Raw genomic sequence first — 15,549 nt, 5'->3', positions numbered from 1 at the left:
GTCAGGTATTTCACCATGTCTGCGACCACAAAGTTACCCGTCATAGTAGGGTTTGGTGGCTACAACGCCGCTGGCCGTGTTTCCGGCCACCATGCCTATCATCGTTTAGTTTTCGAAAGTTTAGATAAAGCCACCCAGGATGAAACTGTTGCCAACCTTGCAGTGTTAATGGGTTTGGCTACGTACGCACCGGACGGCACTTATAGCGTTGGTGAGTCTACCTACACCGATGCCAGTACTTTGGCTCAGGAGTTGAGTCAGACGGTTCTGGAAAACACCTTGATTCGTCGCATTGACCCGGAAACCTATTTCGACCCGGACAAGCTGCTGTGGCAAAAGAAAGCCACATTAAAAGGCAGTGGCGAGCAGGCGATAGAGTTCACTCTGCGCAAACGCGATCTACCCGAACCGGTACCCGCTGAGTGGCAGGTGTTTGAGACTGACGACAGCACGGTAGTGCGCGTCCAGGTTTCCGAACTGGCTGATGTCAAAATAGACAGTTACCGGGATTTTCCCGTCAAATCCGCCGGCCAGTTGCCGAAAGGGTTTAAACCGGCCGACCACTACAGCTCTCGGTTCCACCCGCGTGCAGTGCAAATGTCCGTGTTGGGTGCCTCCGATGCCATCCGTTCCATTGGTATTCCCTGGGAGGTGATCACTAGCCATGTGACGCCCGATGCGATTGGTGTTTACTCCAGTAACATCATGGCGCAGATGGATGAGTTCGGCGCTGGTGGCTTGTTGAAGTCACGCTTGCAGGGCGGTCGGGTCAGTACTAAGAATTTGATTCTTGGTCTCAACTCCATGACTACCGACTTTATCAACGCCTATATGATTGGCAGTGTCGGTAGTTCCGGTTCCACCACCGGTGCTTGCGCCAGCTTCCTCTACAACCTGGCCACAGGCATTGAAGAGATTCGCAGTGGCCGTAAGCGCGTGGTGATTGTCGGTGGCAGTGAGGCGCCAATTACCAGCGAAGTGATCGATGGTTATTCAACCATGGGTGCTTTGGCGACCGAAGACAACCAACGCAAACTCTACGGTGTAGAGGAGGTTGATCATCGCCGTTCCAGCCGCCCATTCTCAGAAAACTGCGGTTTTACTATCGCTGAATCGAGCCAGTACGTGGTGCTGATGGACGACGAACTGGCTCTGGAATTGGGGGCCGATATTCACGCGGCAGTAGCGGATGTTTTCCTCAGTGCCGATGGCTATAAGAAATCGATCTCTGCTCCGGGACCGGGTAACTTTATTACCCTGGCAAAAGCGGTTGCCTCCGCCAATGCGATCTTTGGCGAAGAGGTCACCAAGAAACACAGTATTCTGCTGGCGCATGGCTCCAGTACGCCCAAAAACCGAACAACCGAGTCAGAAATTTTTGATCGCGTTGCCGAAGCTTTTGGCATTTCTGAGTGGCCGGTCATTGCCGTAAAAGCGTTTCTTGGCCACTCTTTGGCGCCAGCCAGTGGTGATCAGGTGACTGCTGCATTGGGCATGTTTAAAAGCAAAATCCTACCCGGTATCAAAACAGCTGATGCAATTGCCGAGGATGTGTTCGCTGATCGACTGAAGTTGTCGGTTACCGATCAGCAGTTCGAAGGTGAATTAGACATCGCCTTTATCAACTCCAAAGGCTTTGGTGGTGCTAACGGCTCCGCCATACTCATTTCGCCTCAGCGTACTGAAAGTATGCTGATCAAGCGCTACGGGAAAGAGCGCGTTGAAGAGTCGATCCAGCGCCGGGAAGCAACTGTCGCTGCCGCCAAAGAGTATGATCGCAAAGCCGCCGCCGGTGACCTGCAGGTTATTTATCAATTTGGCGAAGGCATGATTGATGAAGCGGCCATCGAGATCACCCAGGAGGCGGTTAAACTGCCGGGCTTTGAGTTGCCTATCAATCTGAAAAAAGAGAACCCCTACGGGGACATGATCTAATCGATTGCTGAGTTAGCCCGCCAAGGATGGTGGGCTACAATTACCGCAGTAACCCTTAATTCCCGCTTATCATTACTCCCCAACCAATACGCCTTTTTAATCGTCGAAACCGCCCTTGGTGGTCTGCAGGGTGATATGACTCGCCATCGCCATGGGCAAGCTGCTACTGGCGCCAAAATACTCAAGCAACTCCACCGTGGTACCGTCAAAGCGTTGCTGAATCTGATCGATCAGCTTGGGGATATCCTGGCTGACGTGTTTGCCGAAGTTAAAAAAGAGTGGGTAGATGACAAAATACTTGCAGCCTCTTTGGTAATGCTTGTCTACCGCCTCTTCCAAAGAGGGTTGGGCTATCTCCAGGAAGACCGCTTCCACCTCACTAAAGCCAATCGCATGGCTCTGTAAGCTGGCCACCAGTGCCCGGAATTCGTCGTTAGCCGTCGTTGAACGACTGCCATGGGCTATGACTAGCAGTGTTTTGTCCTGATCAACATCGCTCATGCTATCGCTCAGCACCCAAAAGTTTGGCCTGCTCTACTTGCAGGGCTCGTTCGCTGTTATCTGGTGTCCAGCCACTGATGTTGGTGGCAACGATTTTGGCCAGTGCCTCTATGTGCCAGGGTTCGGCATTCAGCGCCGCAATATAATCAAATTTTTCACCGCCGGCATCGAGAAAGTAGTGCCGATTTTCAACGTTAATCTCTTCAATGGTCTCTAGGCAGTCGGCGGCAAAGCCTGGACAAAAGAGTTGTACAGATTTTGTTCCCTGGGTGGGAAGGGCTTTGAGTGTTTCGTCGGTGTAGGGCTGTAGCCATTGCTCGCGCCCGAAACGGGATTGAAAACTGGTTAGATATTGTTCTTTTGATAACCCCAGCTGACTGGCGATTAGGCGCGAGGTTTTCTGGCACTCACAGTAGTAGGGGTCACCCTGATTCAGATAGCGCTCGGGGATGCCGTGGTAGGAAAAAATCAGTTTCTCCGCCTGGCCGTGTTGCTGCCAGTGGTGTTTGATCTGTTCGACGCAGGCTTGAATATAATCGGGCTGGTCGTGGTAGTGGCTTACAAAGCGTAGCTCCGGCAGCCAGCGGCGTTGGCAAAAATCGTGAGCGATGGCATCGAATGTTGAGGCAGTTGTTGAGGCGCAGTATTGAGGGTAGAGCGGCACGACCAGCAGTTTGCGAACGCCTTTGTCCAGTAGGGTTTGGATACCATTGCCAACACTGGGATTGCCGTAGCGCATGGCGTACTCGACAACGACGCTCTCACCTAATTTTGCTTGCAGAGCCACGGCCTGCTGTTTGGTGATGGCCATTAATGGCGAGCCCGTTTCCGTCCAGACCGATTGATAAGCTTTAGCCGATTTTGCCGGGCGTATGCGCAGGATGATGCCGTTTAAAATCAACCACCAGAGCAGGCGGGGCATCTCAACCACTCTGGGGTCGGAGAGGAATTCCTTCAGATACTGTTTCAGGCTACTTTTGGTGGGTTGGTCTGGTGTGCCCAAGTTGGTGATCAGTACGCCAACCCTTTCGTGGTGGCCATGAGTGTAGCTGCTGCTGTTGATAAAGGTCATAAGTGAGTAGGTAGGTGGCCTTGCTGCTTTGCTGGAAACCCCTGTTCTTGGCTTGTGAGCCAGTGGCAATACGGCTGCTGAAACACTGACGTTCTGTTTATGCCTGACGGGAGGGGCATGCGCGGTTGCCGTTCACGTGCTGTTGCTGTCGTCTTAACCTTGGCTCTGTAGGAGTTTGATCAGTTCCGCCAAGGCCTTGCTCAGCTCTTTGGCAGCCTGATCATTTTGCACGATTTGCAACCAGGGCTCATGCGTAACCGGATTACTAATCATACAGCTACGATCGCTGGATCGACAGGTGTAATCGACGTAGGGATTGACGCCATAGACCACGAGCCGATCACTGGTGATGTGCTGGCCGTCCTGGTGAATAGAGCGCTTGGTGGTTACCAGTGTCGCCGGTGGCGCTACCACCAGTTTGAAGCGGTAGGTGCCGTTGATTCGACTTGCGGATTGGATATCTTTATCGCCGTAACCATAAAACTCCAGCAGGTTGTTGATATGGAGAAGCAGTGCCTCGGCTGGATCTGAAGCGTGATAGATGTACTGTAGGTGGGCCCGATAGTCGTTGGTTTCACTTAAATTTTCGGACCATTGAATGTCGGCCTGGCCCCCCTTTTTATTACTGCTGTTATGGTTTTTTGCCAATTTGCGCAGGGTGGTAACCTGTTTTAGTGCATCCTCATAGTACTCGCCGGTACGGCCTCGCTTTTCAATGTAGATCTCCAGCGACTGTAATGCCGCGCTGTACTGCTTTTCATCGGCGAGTACTTTGGCATGTAAGTAATAGTAGGTATCGGGCAGGGCCACTCCCAAATTTTCGATTTCACGTAGCGCGGCCCGGGCAGTGTCGTAATGCTCTTTGGCAACCTGTTCCTCTGCCTGCAGAATAAGGCGGTCCGCTTCAAACTCGGGGCTTAGGGCGTGACTGTTCGCTGAACAGAGGCCGGCAGAGGCAATCAACAAGAGTAGTGTGATGATCTGACGGCGTGGGAGTTTAGGGTATCTTTTCGCCATAGTGGTAGGGTACACAGGGGTTGCTCACTGGTGTTGGAGTATAAACTCCTGCTCTGGTTCACTCTTGTCCAGTGGCTAGGGGCGGGTGGCGCCATATTGCAGATGGACGATTTTGACGTTTTGTCCATATTTCTAAACGAAGTAAAAAAATATTCAACTTAGCGCCATTGGACTTAATACGATAAGTGGGGATAATAAGCCACGATTTTTTGCTGCTCAATATATCGGTGGGCAGCTAAGTAGTAATTGTGGAGGTAAATGTGAGTTCCAGGAAATTGATAGGCGGCCTCGTATTGGCGGTCAGTGTTCCAGTGTTGGCGGCAGACGACCGTTCTTTGGTTAACAACCCGAGTGACCAATTCATTTTAGCGGCAGCTAATGTTCCTGTGTCGGCCAGAGCGGATGCGGCCCAGCCGACAGGTCCTTCGGCTGAGCAGAAGGCGGCGATTGCGGAGCTCAAACTGGAAAAAGTAATGAAGCGGCTGGCAGGAAGAACCCGTGGTGGCCCCGGTCGCCCATTGCTGAAGCGCTTGAGTGTCTCTGGCGATGGTTTTGAAGGCGCTGAGTTTACGCCTCTCGGTGGAGAGCAATACGTGGCTTATGTTACTTTACCCGCCGGGGAATACGACTTGATCATCAACGGTAAGCCTTATTCTGAATCTATCCCAGCTGTGAACGATCAAGTAGAGCATGTTGTGCTGTTTGATCACAGTAAGTCTACTCGACCACGCGTTCTGGTATTCAGCCGAGCATTGTTGCAGTGGGTGGATTCCCCAATCGATTAACAGCCGTTTCAGGCGGGCTCATTCAGTGGAGGTGGCCGCATCAAATCGCCGTCATACGCTGAGTCCCGCCAGTCTTTCTCTTCCGACTCCCCCATTTGCCCCCTCTGTAATTCACTTCAGACCACACTCTTTTGGCAGGATCGCCGAAGGGAGTATTGGTGTTGCAGTAATTGCTGCTTGGTATTTGTACCGCGACATTTCCATTTGGCGAAAGAGCTTGAGCTTGCTGAATACAATCTGCATCAGAACACAGGCCTCGACGCGGGCTACACTCGCTTTCTAAGCAGGGCAGTGGCACCGGTAGTTTGTCGTTTTCCAGGGGGAGAGGGGCTTGATTTTGGCTCAGGCCCGGCTCCGGTGCTGGCGCAACTGCTGACAGCGGCGGGTTGTTCTATGTCGATATTCGATAAATTCTACAGCCCGAACCCTGCGCCCTTGGCTGGCGAGTACGACTTTGTAACGGCTACCGAGGTCGTCGAGCACCTGGATGCGCCAGGGGATACGTTAGGCGACCTTTGGCAGAACGTCAGATCTGGCGGACTGTTGTTGATTATGACCAAACGTTGGCTGAGCCTGGAGCGGTTTCGCCAGTGGCACTATAAGAATGACCCCACCCACATTGCCTATTTCCACCTGAACACCTTCATCTATATAGCCGGTAGGTGGCGGGCGCAGTTGCTGGTGCTTGCCGATGACTTGGTATTAATCCGCAAACGTTAAGGGTCTGCTTTGAAGAGTTTGGCGCGCACGGTCGTGCGATAATCGCTGGGCGTTGTGGCCAGTAGCTTTTTAAAGAGACCGGTAAAGTGGCCCATGTCGGAGTAGCCCACCTTGTAGGCGATTTCACTGATGGTCAGATTACTGGTTTTGAGTAGATCCTTGGCCGTTTGGATGCGGATTTCCTGTAGATACTGGAGCGGTGATTTGTTGGTGGCGGCCTTAAAGCGCCGATTAAAAGAGCGGACACTCATCTCAAACCGGCTAGCAACTTCGCTGAAGCGGATATCTTTGCTGTAGTTATCGTGCAGCCACATCTGAGCCTGGACGATGTCTTCGTCTGGGTGTTGATTGATCTGTCCATCGAAGTAACTGCTGGTTTCGTAGGAGCGCCGGATTTCGTGGCTGAAATGGCGCTCCACCAGATTGGCTACCTCTGAGTTGTAGATGCGCTGAATGAAATGCACGGTTAAGTCTGCCAGGGCATTGACGCTGGCGGTGCAAAACAGATTGCCGGATTGGGTTATGAAATACTGCCGCTTGAGCAGAACATTGGGGTAGTCGGCCTGGAATTGATCAAAATAGTGCCAATGGGTGGTTGCTGCTTTCTCATCCAGAAGATCAGCTTCCGCCAGAAAACAGACGCCCGTGCCAACAGCGCTGATGATCGCGCCATTCTCATATTGCCATTTCAGCCACGGGTAGATTGCCGGGATCGACTTCAAAACCCTGCGCGGATTTCGCCAGAGTGCAGGCAGAAACACAATATCGGCGGCGATAGGGTCTTCGAAGGTGTGGTCTGCCACCATTTTTAATCCGGAGCGGGTTGTCACTGGATCTCGGGTGGCTGCGGTGGTGGAGATGCAGAGCCGTTCAGCTTGCCTGTCTCTGACTTTGGCGAAACTTTCCCCCGCCTTAAGCATTTCGATCGGTAGTGTGGCGCTGGAGGCCAGCATGTCCGGGTAGAGGGCAAAAGTTATATTTTGCATTCGCTGTTTGAGTTTCTTATAAAAAACGATAGTTTAGAGCAATTGCCGCATTCGGTAACAACCGGATATCTCACCAGTTCGTCGTTTCTCTTTGGCGATCAACTTTTAGCGGTGATTCGGAGATGGTTTCAGGAGATTGTACTGCATGTCACTGGATGTGGGTCAGCGGCTTCAGCTGATTAGAAAAATAAATGGTTGGTCACAACGCCAGCTGGCGAGAAGGGCGGGAGTTACCAACAGCGCCATCTCACAGATGGAGCAGGGCAGGATAAGTCCATCGGTCGCCTCACTGAAAAAGGTTTTGGACGGCGTTCCGATCAGCCTGGCGGATTTCTTCGGTCTCGATCTGGCGGCATCAGCTAATGCTTTTTACGCCAGCTCAGAGATGCAAAATGTGGGCGATGGCAATATCATCGCCAAGCTGTTAGCCGCCGATAAATCAAGCCGGAAAATGTCAGTTACCTGGGAGTTTTACCCTCCCGGTGCCGACACTGGCGAGGTGATGCTGTCCGTAGTCGGCGAGAAGGCGGGTATTGTATTTGATGGCCAGCTGGAGGTTACCGTCGGTGCGGAATCACAGCTTCTTGGGCCCGGTGACGGCTTTTACATAGAGACCATGAGGCCCCACCGTATTCGTAATAACAGCGGTATGGGGTGCATTGCGTTCTCGGTGACCAGTGAAGGTAAATACCCCGATTAACAACCGTATTCTCCAGGCTATGGGTTGTTTTCGTTTATTGGTTGAACCTTGCTAACAGCTGTGGCACAATCTGCCCCGCTTTTCAGAAGGGGTGTTTTTGGTGCCCAATTTATCTAAATAAATCAATTAGTTAAGTTAATCTGAAGGCCGCGCGGACGTGGTGAAATTGGTAGACACGCCAGATTTAGGTTCTGGTGCCGCAAGGTGTGAGAGTTCGAGTCTCTCCGTCCGCACCAACATAGATTACATATAGCGCCGACCGCTTGCGGCTTTGGCGCTTCATTTATTTCAGTCGCAAAGCGCAATTTCCGTATTGGTAGATTGGTGTTTGAGTCGTTTGCGACCATATATTCAGCAGCAGCTTAGAGGAACAACATGCAGGTCTCTATAGAAACCACTAATGGCTTAGAGCGCCGTTTGACTGTAGGCATTCCAGCACAAGAATTCGATAGCGAAGTCGAGAAGCGGTTATTGGAAGCCGCGAAGACCGTACGTTTAAACGGTTTTCGTAAGGGCAAGGTTCCTCTTAAGGTGGTCAAACAGCGCTTTGGTGCCAGTGTTCGCCAAGAAGTAATGGGTGACATGATCAACCGCACTTTCTACGACGCGGTGGCTCAACAGGAGGTTCGACCTGCTGGTCAGCCGGCGATTGAGCCTAAAGAGTACACAGAGGGCAGCGACTTCGAATACGTCGCTACCTTCGAAATTTACCCAGATGTCGCTTTGACCACCACTTCCGGTTTTGAGATTGAAAAACTGGTTGCCGAAGTGACTGATGAAGATGTTAATAAAATGGTTGATATCCTGCGTAAGCAGCAGGCCGAGTGGAATGTTGTTGAGCGTGCCGCCGCCGATGGCGATAAGGTAAATATCGATTTCGCCGGTACTAAAAATGGCGAGGAGTTTACCGGTGGCAGCGCCGAGAAGCAGGATCTGGTGCTTGGTTCCGGTCGTATGATTCCTGGTTTTGAGTCTGGCATCGAGGGTATGTCTGCCGGTGAGGAGAAGGCCCTCTCCTTGACCTTCCCGGAAGACTATCATTCCGAAGAGCTGGCTGGTGCCGCTGTGGAGTTCAAAATCACTCTGCACTCAGTATCTGAGCAGGTATTGCCCGAGTTAACCCCAGAGCTGTTCAAAAAGTTCGGCATTGAGACCGACAGCGAAGAGGATTTCCGCGCAGAAGTGCAGAAAAACATGGAGCGCGAGCTGAAGAACGCTGCTAAAACTAAGCTTAAAGCGCAAGTAATGGATAAGCTCATCGAGAGCAATGAGGTCGAGTTGCCAAATGCTTTGATTGCCGGTGAAATTCGTGCTCTGCGTGGCCAGATGGCACAACAATTTGGCGCCCAGGCACAAAACCTCGATTTAACCAGCATCCTTCCGGATGAGATGTTCACCGAGCAAGCCAAGCGTCGCGTTTCCTTGGGGTTGATCGTTGGTGAAATCGTCAAGCAGCAAGAGATTAAAACAGACGGCGATAAAGTGAAGGCTATGGTTGAGGAGATCGCTTCGACTTATCAAGAACCGGAAGAGGTCGTTACCTACTACTACAGCAACCAACAATTACTGTCAGGTATTGAATCGGTTGTTCTGGAGGATCAGGTAGTGGATTTGCTCCTTTCTCAGTCGAATGTGACCGAAAAATCCAGCTCCTATGAAGATGTTCTCAAGTCGGCCCAATCCGGCGAATAACCTTAGCTAAAGTGCGGATAAGTATTGAATTTGAAAGCACTTTTCTGAATTAGCGTAAAACGGCTTATCTTACATTTCCTAAAAACGCCGCAAATTTGCGGCGTTTTTTTGTCATCTAGAGTTAACAGTTCACTGGCATATCGTAGTGAGTCGCGTTAAGCTCCCCCTGTTTCTGAGAGACTTTCAAGCTCATATCAACCGCTCACAAGATCCTCGGAGGTCTTTGTGGGTATGAACTGCCTTTGCAAGTACCTGATGTTAAGATGAGTACACCATGTCAAATCCTATTTTCCCTGATTTAAGCTCCCGTTCAGTAGTTAACTCTGGGCTAGTCCCCATCGTTATTGAGCAGACTGCTCGTGGCGAACGCTCATTTGATATTTACTCTCGCCTGTTGAAAGAACGCATTATCTTCCTTGTGGGAACAGTTGAAGATCACATGGCAAACCTTGTGGTGGCTCAGCTGCTTTTTCTTGAAGCTGAGAATCCCGACAAAGATATCCATTTGTACATTAACAGCCCTGGCGGCTCTGTGACTGCCGGCCTATCCATCTACGATACCATGCAGTTCATCAAACCAGATGTCAGCACTATGTGCATTGGCCAGGCTGCGAGTATGGGGGCCTTTCTACTGACTGCTGGTGCTAAAGGTAAGCGCTACTGCTTGCCCAATGCCCGTACCATGATTCACCAGCCAAGTGGTGGTGCACAGGGGCAGGCTTCCGATATTCATATTCAAGCTCAGGAAATTCTTAAAATCCGAGCTCGATTGAACGAAATTATGGCCTATCATACCGGTCAGTCAGTCGAGAGAATTGCGGCGGATACCGAGCGCGATAACTTTATGACTGCTGATCAGTCAATGGAGTACGGATTAATCGATAAAGTCCTTACAGCTCGCGCCTCTGAGTAGGTCGCGCTGTAAATATAGATGGGCTGGGGCCTCCGCTGAAAGAGGCGCCACGCCCGGCTGTATGCGACAGCTCTGGTTATTCAGATTTAGACTCAAGTTTGTGTCACTATTGTGGGCAGCTATACTTGCAAAATAAACCCAAAGCTAGCATCTTAGTAGGCCTAAGCAGAGAAATGGAGTGATTTAATGTCCGATCACGGTAACGATAAAGGCGACCAAAACGGCAAGTTGCTGTATTGCTCGTTTTGTGGAAAAAGCCAGCACGAAGTGCGAAAATTAATCGCTGGACCTTCCGTCTTTATCTGTGACGAGTGTGTCGATTTATGTAATGACATCATTCGTGAAGAGATTCAGGAGAGCAGCTCAGATTCCGGTTCTGATCGTCTGCCAACACCCGAAGAGATCACCAAAACGCTCGATCAATACGTCATTGGCCAGCGCCGCGCCAAGCGAGTACTGTCTGTTGCAGTCTATAACCACTACAAGCGACTACGTTTGGGTAATGACGGCAAAAAGGGCAAAGAAGAAGTCGAGCTCGGCAAGAGTAATATCCTGTTAGTAGGTCCAACGGGAAGCGGTAAAACCCTGTTGGCCGAGACTTTGGCCCGTTTGCTCAATGTCCCTTTCACCATCGCTGACGCCACAACCCTTACGGAAGCTGGTTACGTCGGGGAAGATGTTGAAAACATTATTCAAAAATTACTGCAGAAGTGCGATTACGATGTAGAGAAGGCCCAGCAAGGCATTGTTTACATTGACGAGATCGATAAGATCTCTCGCAAGTCTGATAACCCGTCGATTACCCGTGATGTATCTGGTGAGGGTGTGCAGCAGGCGTTGCTAAAACTCATTGAAGGTACTGTCGCCTCCGTACCGCCTCAAGGCGGCCGTAAACATCCCCAGCAGGAGTTTTTACAGGTCGACACCTCCAACATACTGTTCATCTGTGGTGGCGCTTTTGCGGGGCTAGATCGCATCATTCTGGATCGTTCTGAGAAGGGTGGCATAGGTTTCGGTGCTCAGGTTAAAAGCAAAGACGATAAGAAGAATGTCGGCGAAGCCCTGAAAGAGCTGGAGGCCGAGGATTTGGTCAAGTATGGGCTGATACCGGAGTTTGTTGGCCGATTGCCCGTAATTGCCACTTTGGAAGAGTTGAACAAAGAAGCTCTGGTTCAGATTCTAACTGAGCCCAAAAATGCGCTTACTAAGCAATATGCTAAATTGTTTAGTATGGAAGGTGTGGAAATCGATTTTCGTCCAGAAGCTCTTGATGCTGTAGCACAAAAGGCAATGGAGCGTCGTACCGGGGCTCGTGGACTGCGTTCCATTATGGAGAACGTATTACTCGATACCATGTACGAAATCCCATCTAACGATGATGTTGTCAAGGTTGTGATTGACGAAAGTGTAATCAAAGGGGAGTCTGACCCTCTATTAGTTTATGCTAATTCAAACACACAAAAAGCTATCTCCGACGAATAAAAGCGTATTCATAGATGTGAACCCGACGATAGCCTAGCTGTAATTGGCTTGGTTATCGTCATCCCCTAAATCGCTTATTCCACACTAATACGGCACGGACGCTTGTATTTCACCACTGCCAACCCCACGTACTACCCATGATTGTGTCTGTTGGTACCCCAGCAGGCTCACAAAGATTAATGTGAGGCACTTATAAGCATGGTATCCGATATTTCTGAATCTGGCGTTCAAAGCCTGCCACTTCTGCCATTGCGTGATGTTGTTATCTACCCGCACATGGTAATACCGTTATTTGTGGGGCGTGAAAAGTCCATCCAGGCACTTGAGCAAGCAATGGCTACCGACAAACAGGTACTATTGTTGGCCCAACGAAATGCCTCCGATGATGATCCCGCACCCGATCAACTGTTCGAAATAGGAACTGTCTCTTCTGTTCTGCAACTCCTGAAACTGCCGGATGGCACTGTCAAGGTATTGGTAGAAGGGGGAGACAGAGCCCGAGTACTTGCCGTTGATGAAGGTGATTCTTTCTATAAAGCCGATGTTGAGTTGTTACTGCCGGAAGAGATCCCTTCTCGGGAAGGTGATGTGCTTGTTAAGACGGCCATGGCTCAGTTCGAACAGTACGTTAATTTAAGTAAGAAGGTTCCTGCTGAGGTAATGACCTCGCTCTCCGGCATTGATGAGCCTGGTCGATTGGCTGACACCATCGTTGCTCACATGTCTCTGGATCTTTTGCAGAAGCAGGAGATTCTCGAAATGGTCAATGTGCGTGAGCGGCTTGAGCACATTCTTGGCTTAATTGAAGCCGAAATAGACCTGTTTCAGGTTGAGAAACGCATTCGCGGCCGCGTTAAAAAGCAGATGGAAAAAAGTCAGCGCGAGTACTATCTCAACGAGCAAATGAAAGCCATTCAAAAAGAGTTGGGCGATCTGAGTGATGAGCCCAATGAGCTGGAAGATTTGGAGCAGAAGATCATCAACGCTGGCATGTCCGAGGAGGCTGAAAAGAAAACCAGGGCCGAACTTGGCAAGCTAAAAATGATGTCGCCAATGTCTGCAGAGGCATCAGTGGTACGTTCCTACATCGAGTGGATGGTTAATGTACCCTGGAAAAAACGCAGTAAAGTACGCAATGATCTGGATCGCGCCGAAGAGATACTAGAGCGTGATCACTACGGTCTTGAGGAAGTTAAAGCGCGCATATTGGAATATTTGGCTGTTCAAAAGCGTGTTAAGAAAATACGTGGTCCTGTACTTTGCTTGGTTGGTCCTCCAGGTGTGGGGAAGACCTCTTTGGGTGAGTCGATAGCTAGAGCGACCAACCGCAAATTTGTGCGTATGGCTTTGGGTGGCGTTAGAGACGAAGCTGAAATCCGAGGTCATCGCCGTACCTACATCGGCTCACTGCCTGGTAAATTGGTCCAGAAAATGTCTAAGGTCGGTGTTAAGAATCCACTGTTCTTACTCGATGAAATCGACAAAATGGGTATGGATCATCGTGGCGACCCTGCTTCCGCTTTGCTGGAAGTATTGGATCCAGAACAAAACAATAGCTTTAACGATCACTATCTTGAGGTCGATTACGACTTGTCGGATGTGATGTTTATCTGTACTTCCAACTCCATGAATATCCCTGGCCCATTGCTGGACCGGATGGAAATTATCCGCATACCGGGTTATACCGAGGATGAGAAGGTTGCTATCGCCACAAAATATCTTTTGCCGAAACAAATTGAGCGTAATGGTCTGAAGGAGCAGGAAGTTGATCTCGCCGAAAGTGCTATCCGAGATATTATCCGTTACTACACGCGCGAAGCGGGTGTTCGGGGCTTGGATAGGGAAATCGCAAAGATTTGTCGCAAAGTGGTAACGCAACATGTGAAAGATAAATCTATTGAAAAGGCCATTGTCGAAAGCGATGTCATAGAAAAATATCTTGGTGTGAAACGCTTCGATTACGGAGTGGCTGAACAGGAAAATCAAATAGGCCAGGTTACCGGGCTTGCATGGACTCAGGTGGGTGGCGAATTGCTTACCATCGAAGCGGCCGCACTCAAAGGAAAAGGTCGTTTGGTTAAGACCGGCTCGCTGGGCGATGTTATGCAGGAATCTATACAAGCTGCGATGACGGTGGTGCGTTCCCGAGCGCAGGTTTTGGGTATTCCTCCTGATTACTCCGAAAAAACCGATCTGCATATTCACGTACCAGAAGGCGCGACACCGAAGGATGGCCCCAGTGCGGGTGTTGGCATGTGTACGGCGCTGGTCAGTGTGTTGACGAACATTCCTGTCCGGGCCGATGTCGCTATGACCGGTGAAATTACCCTGCGCGGTGAGGTGTTACGGATTGGGGGCTTGAAGGAAAAACTCCTCGCAGCCCATCGCGGTGGGATAAAAACTGTTCTCATTCCTGCAGATAATGAAAGGGATTTGAAAGAGATCCCTGACAACATTAAAGAGGCTTTGGTTATCAAGCCAGTTAAGTGGATTGATCAGGTGCTTGAGGTTGCTTTAACTCACATGCCTGAACCTTTTTCCGATGAGGAGTTTCGAGCACTGGAGGAACGCGCTGAAGGTCCATCTATAGAGCGGGCTCGACACTAAGTTCTAACAGTTTGCCAGCATTGGTACTGCAAGCCCTGGGTTATTATCCTAATCTCTCGATAGGGATAGAGCCCGGGGTTTTATTTAACTTGTGAACAAAGATTGGTTTCACTGCTCTAACGGCAGTTACGCTTGGCTTAGTTCTAGAATTTTCGATCAAAAACCGGGTGGATAAACACAATAACAAACCCTAATATTTTTGGTGCCACTCGTTATTGAGGGTCAAATGCGGCCCAATCCATTACCGAAGTGCTCCCGTCAGCAAAAGTTTGGCGTGCAGTAATTTATTTTTGGATATCCGGTGTCTCTTCCTTGACCCATTAATCTACTGTTGGTATAAAACGTCTTTCGTTTGAAACGCCCGAAAACAGTGGCTTTCAGGCGAAATGAAGGTATAGATCTAACCCGAGATTGTAAAAATTAAACTCAAAAAATGAGGGGTAAAGCGTGAATAAATCAGAGCTTATTGAAGCCATTGCCGCGTCAGCTGATATTCCAAAAGCTGCTGCTGGTCGTGCTTTAGACGCAATGGTAGACACCATCACTGGTGCTCTGAAAGATGGTGATCAGGTGGTGCTGGTAGGTTTTGGCACTTTCTCTGTAAAAGAGCGTGCTGCTCGGACTGGCCGTAACCCACAAACTGGTGATCCGATTGAAATCTCAGCGGCTAAAATTCCTAGCTTCAAAGCAGGGAAAGCGCTGAAAGATGCTGTAAACCCCTAATAATAACAGCGATATAGTCCTTATACCCCAATCATTTTTGATGTACCCCTGATGTAAACAATTTAGCCATCGGTGTTGCCTGCTAGCTTTTACCAGACCCGCAGTTATCTAGTTAAACGTATTACGGCGGGCGTGGTATAGAGTAGATCACGCTAAAATTTACAGTGTATTTGGTTGCAACTAGCCGGTTTACCGGTGCTGCATTTAGGGCTCAGAATTGGTATTTTTTGAGCACCGCAGCTCAAATTTGAGAATCTGACAGGGAATGCTCTGCTACTGGCAAAGAGTTAAGATTTGGTGGGAACTAAAAACGCTAGTTGTTTCTAATGCAATACTCATCCTAATGATCAGTGTTGCAGGTTCAACAGCAACATTGAATTAAATTAGATTGATTCCGCTAAGCGAATTCGATGGTA

At 49.8% G+C, this 15,549-nt stretch carries 13 protein-coding genes and 1 tRNA gene; 10 read left to right on the top strand and 4 right to left on the bottom strand.

Annotated features, from left to right (window positions below):
* Positions 1-15 precede the first annotated feature (15 nt).
* Positions 16-1,935, top strand: a complete 1,920-nt coding sequence (locus tag SBL51_RS03550; protein WP_317929230.1) for a beta-ketoacyl synthase — start codon at positions 16-18, stop codon at positions 1,933-1,935.
* Positions 1,936-2,031: 96 nt separating this feature from the next.
* On the opposite strand, the gene SBL51_RS03545 is transcribed toward SBL51_RS03550, so the two are convergent.
* From SBL51_RS03545 to SBL51_RS03535, 3 genes are all read right to left on the bottom strand, one after another.
* Positions 2,032-2,436: a CbiX/SirB N-terminal domain-containing protein gene (locus tag SBL51_RS03545; RefSeq protein ID WP_317929229.1), complete on the bottom strand. Its 405-nt coding sequence runs from the start codon at positions 2,434-2,436 to the stop codon at positions 2,032-2,034.
* A 1-nt stretch (position 2,437) separates the two neighbouring features.
* Positions 2,438-3,508: a ferrochelatase gene (gene hemH / locus SBL51_RS03540; protein WP_317929227.1), complete on the bottom strand. Its 1,071-nt coding sequence runs from the start codon at positions 3,506-3,508 to the stop codon at positions 2,438-2,440.
* Positions 3,509-3,661: 153 nt separating this feature from the next.
* Positions 3,662-4,525: a hypothetical protein gene (locus SBL51_RS03535; RefSeq protein WP_317929226.1), complete on the bottom strand. Its 864-nt coding sequence runs from the start codon at positions 4,523-4,525 to the stop codon at positions 3,662-3,664.
* Positions 4,526-4,785: 260 nt separating this feature from the next.
* Between SBL51_RS03535 and SBL51_RS03530 the strand changes: the two genes are divergently transcribed.
* Both SBL51_RS03530 and SBL51_RS03525 read left to right on the top strand, forming a co-directional pair.
* Entirely contained in the window at positions 4,786-5,310 is a 525-nt protein-coding gene (locus SBL51_RS03530; protein ID WP_317929225.1) for a hypothetical protein, read from the top strand.
* 177 nt (positions 5,311-5,487) lie between these two features.
* Positions 5,488-6,030, top strand: coding sequence for a class I SAM-dependent methyltransferase (locus SBL51_RS03525; protein WP_317929223.1), 543 nt, complete (start codon positions 5,488-5,490; stop codon positions 6,028-6,030).
* Here SBL51_RS03525 and SBL51_RS03520 read toward each other — a convergent pair.
* Positions 6,027-7,016, bottom strand: a complete 990-nt coding sequence (locus tag SBL51_RS03520; RefSeq protein WP_317929222.1) for a GlxA family transcriptional regulator — start codon at positions 7,014-7,016, stop codon at positions 6,027-6,029. The genes SBL51_RS03525 and SBL51_RS03520 overlap by 4 nt on opposite strands.
* Positions 7,017-7,161: 145 nt before the next feature.
* Here SBL51_RS03520 and SBL51_RS03515 point away from each other — a divergent pair, with 145 nt between their 5' ends.
* The 7 genes from SBL51_RS03515 to SBL51_RS03485 all read left to right on the top strand — a co-directional run bounded on the left by SBL51_RS03515 (position 7,162) and on the right by SBL51_RS03485 (position 15,133).
* Positions 7,162-7,716: a helix-turn-helix domain-containing protein gene (locus SBL51_RS03515; protein WP_317929221.1), complete on the top strand. Its 555-nt coding sequence runs from the start codon at positions 7,162-7,164 to the stop codon at positions 7,714-7,716.
* A 151-nt stretch (positions 7,717-7,867) separates the two neighbouring features.
* Positions 7,868-7,952 (top strand) — tRNA-Leu (locus tag SBL51_RS03510).
* A 139-nt stretch (positions 7,953-8,091) separates the two neighbouring features.
* Positions 8,092-9,408: a trigger factor gene (tig, locus tag SBL51_RS03505; RefSeq protein WP_317929219.1), complete on the top strand. Its 1,317-nt coding sequence runs from the start codon at positions 8,092-8,094 to the stop codon at positions 9,406-9,408.
* A gap of 274 nt (positions 9,409-9,682) precedes the next feature.
* Positions 9,683-10,321, top strand: coding sequence for an ATP-dependent Clp endopeptidase proteolytic subunit ClpP (clpP, locus tag SBL51_RS03500; protein WP_317929218.1), 639 nt, complete (start codon positions 9,683-9,685; stop codon positions 10,319-10,321).
* Positions 10,322-10,507: 186 nt separating this feature from the next.
* The gene (gene clpX / locus SBL51_RS03495) at positions 10,508-11,803 is read left to right on the top strand and encodes an ATP-dependent Clp protease ATP-binding subunit ClpX (RefSeq protein WP_317929216.1); all 1,296 of its coding nucleotides are present in this window, start codon (positions 10,508-10,510) and stop codon (positions 11,801-11,803) included.
* 198 nt (positions 11,804-12,001) lie between these two features.
* A complete protein-coding gene (lon, locus tag SBL51_RS03490) occupies positions 12,002-14,410 on the top strand; it encodes an endopeptidase La (protein ID WP_317929214.1) in 2,409 nt (802 codons plus the stop codon).
* Positions 14,411-14,857: 447 nt separating this feature from the next.
* Positions 14,858-15,133: an HU family DNA-binding protein gene (locus SBL51_RS03485; RefSeq protein ID WP_317929213.1), complete on the top strand. Its 276-nt coding sequence runs from the start codon at positions 14,858-14,860 to the stop codon at positions 15,131-15,133.
* The last annotated feature ends 416 nt before the right edge of the window (positions 15,134-15,549 follow it).

It is taken from the genome of Halioxenophilus sp. WMMB6, from assembly GCF_033283405.1.
GTDB lineage: Bacteria > Pseudomonadota > Gammaproteobacteria > Pseudomonadales > Cellvibrionaceae > Halioxenophilus.
Note: the sequence above shows the minus strand (reverse complement) of the source record. Positions and strands in the feature narration are given on the sequence as shown.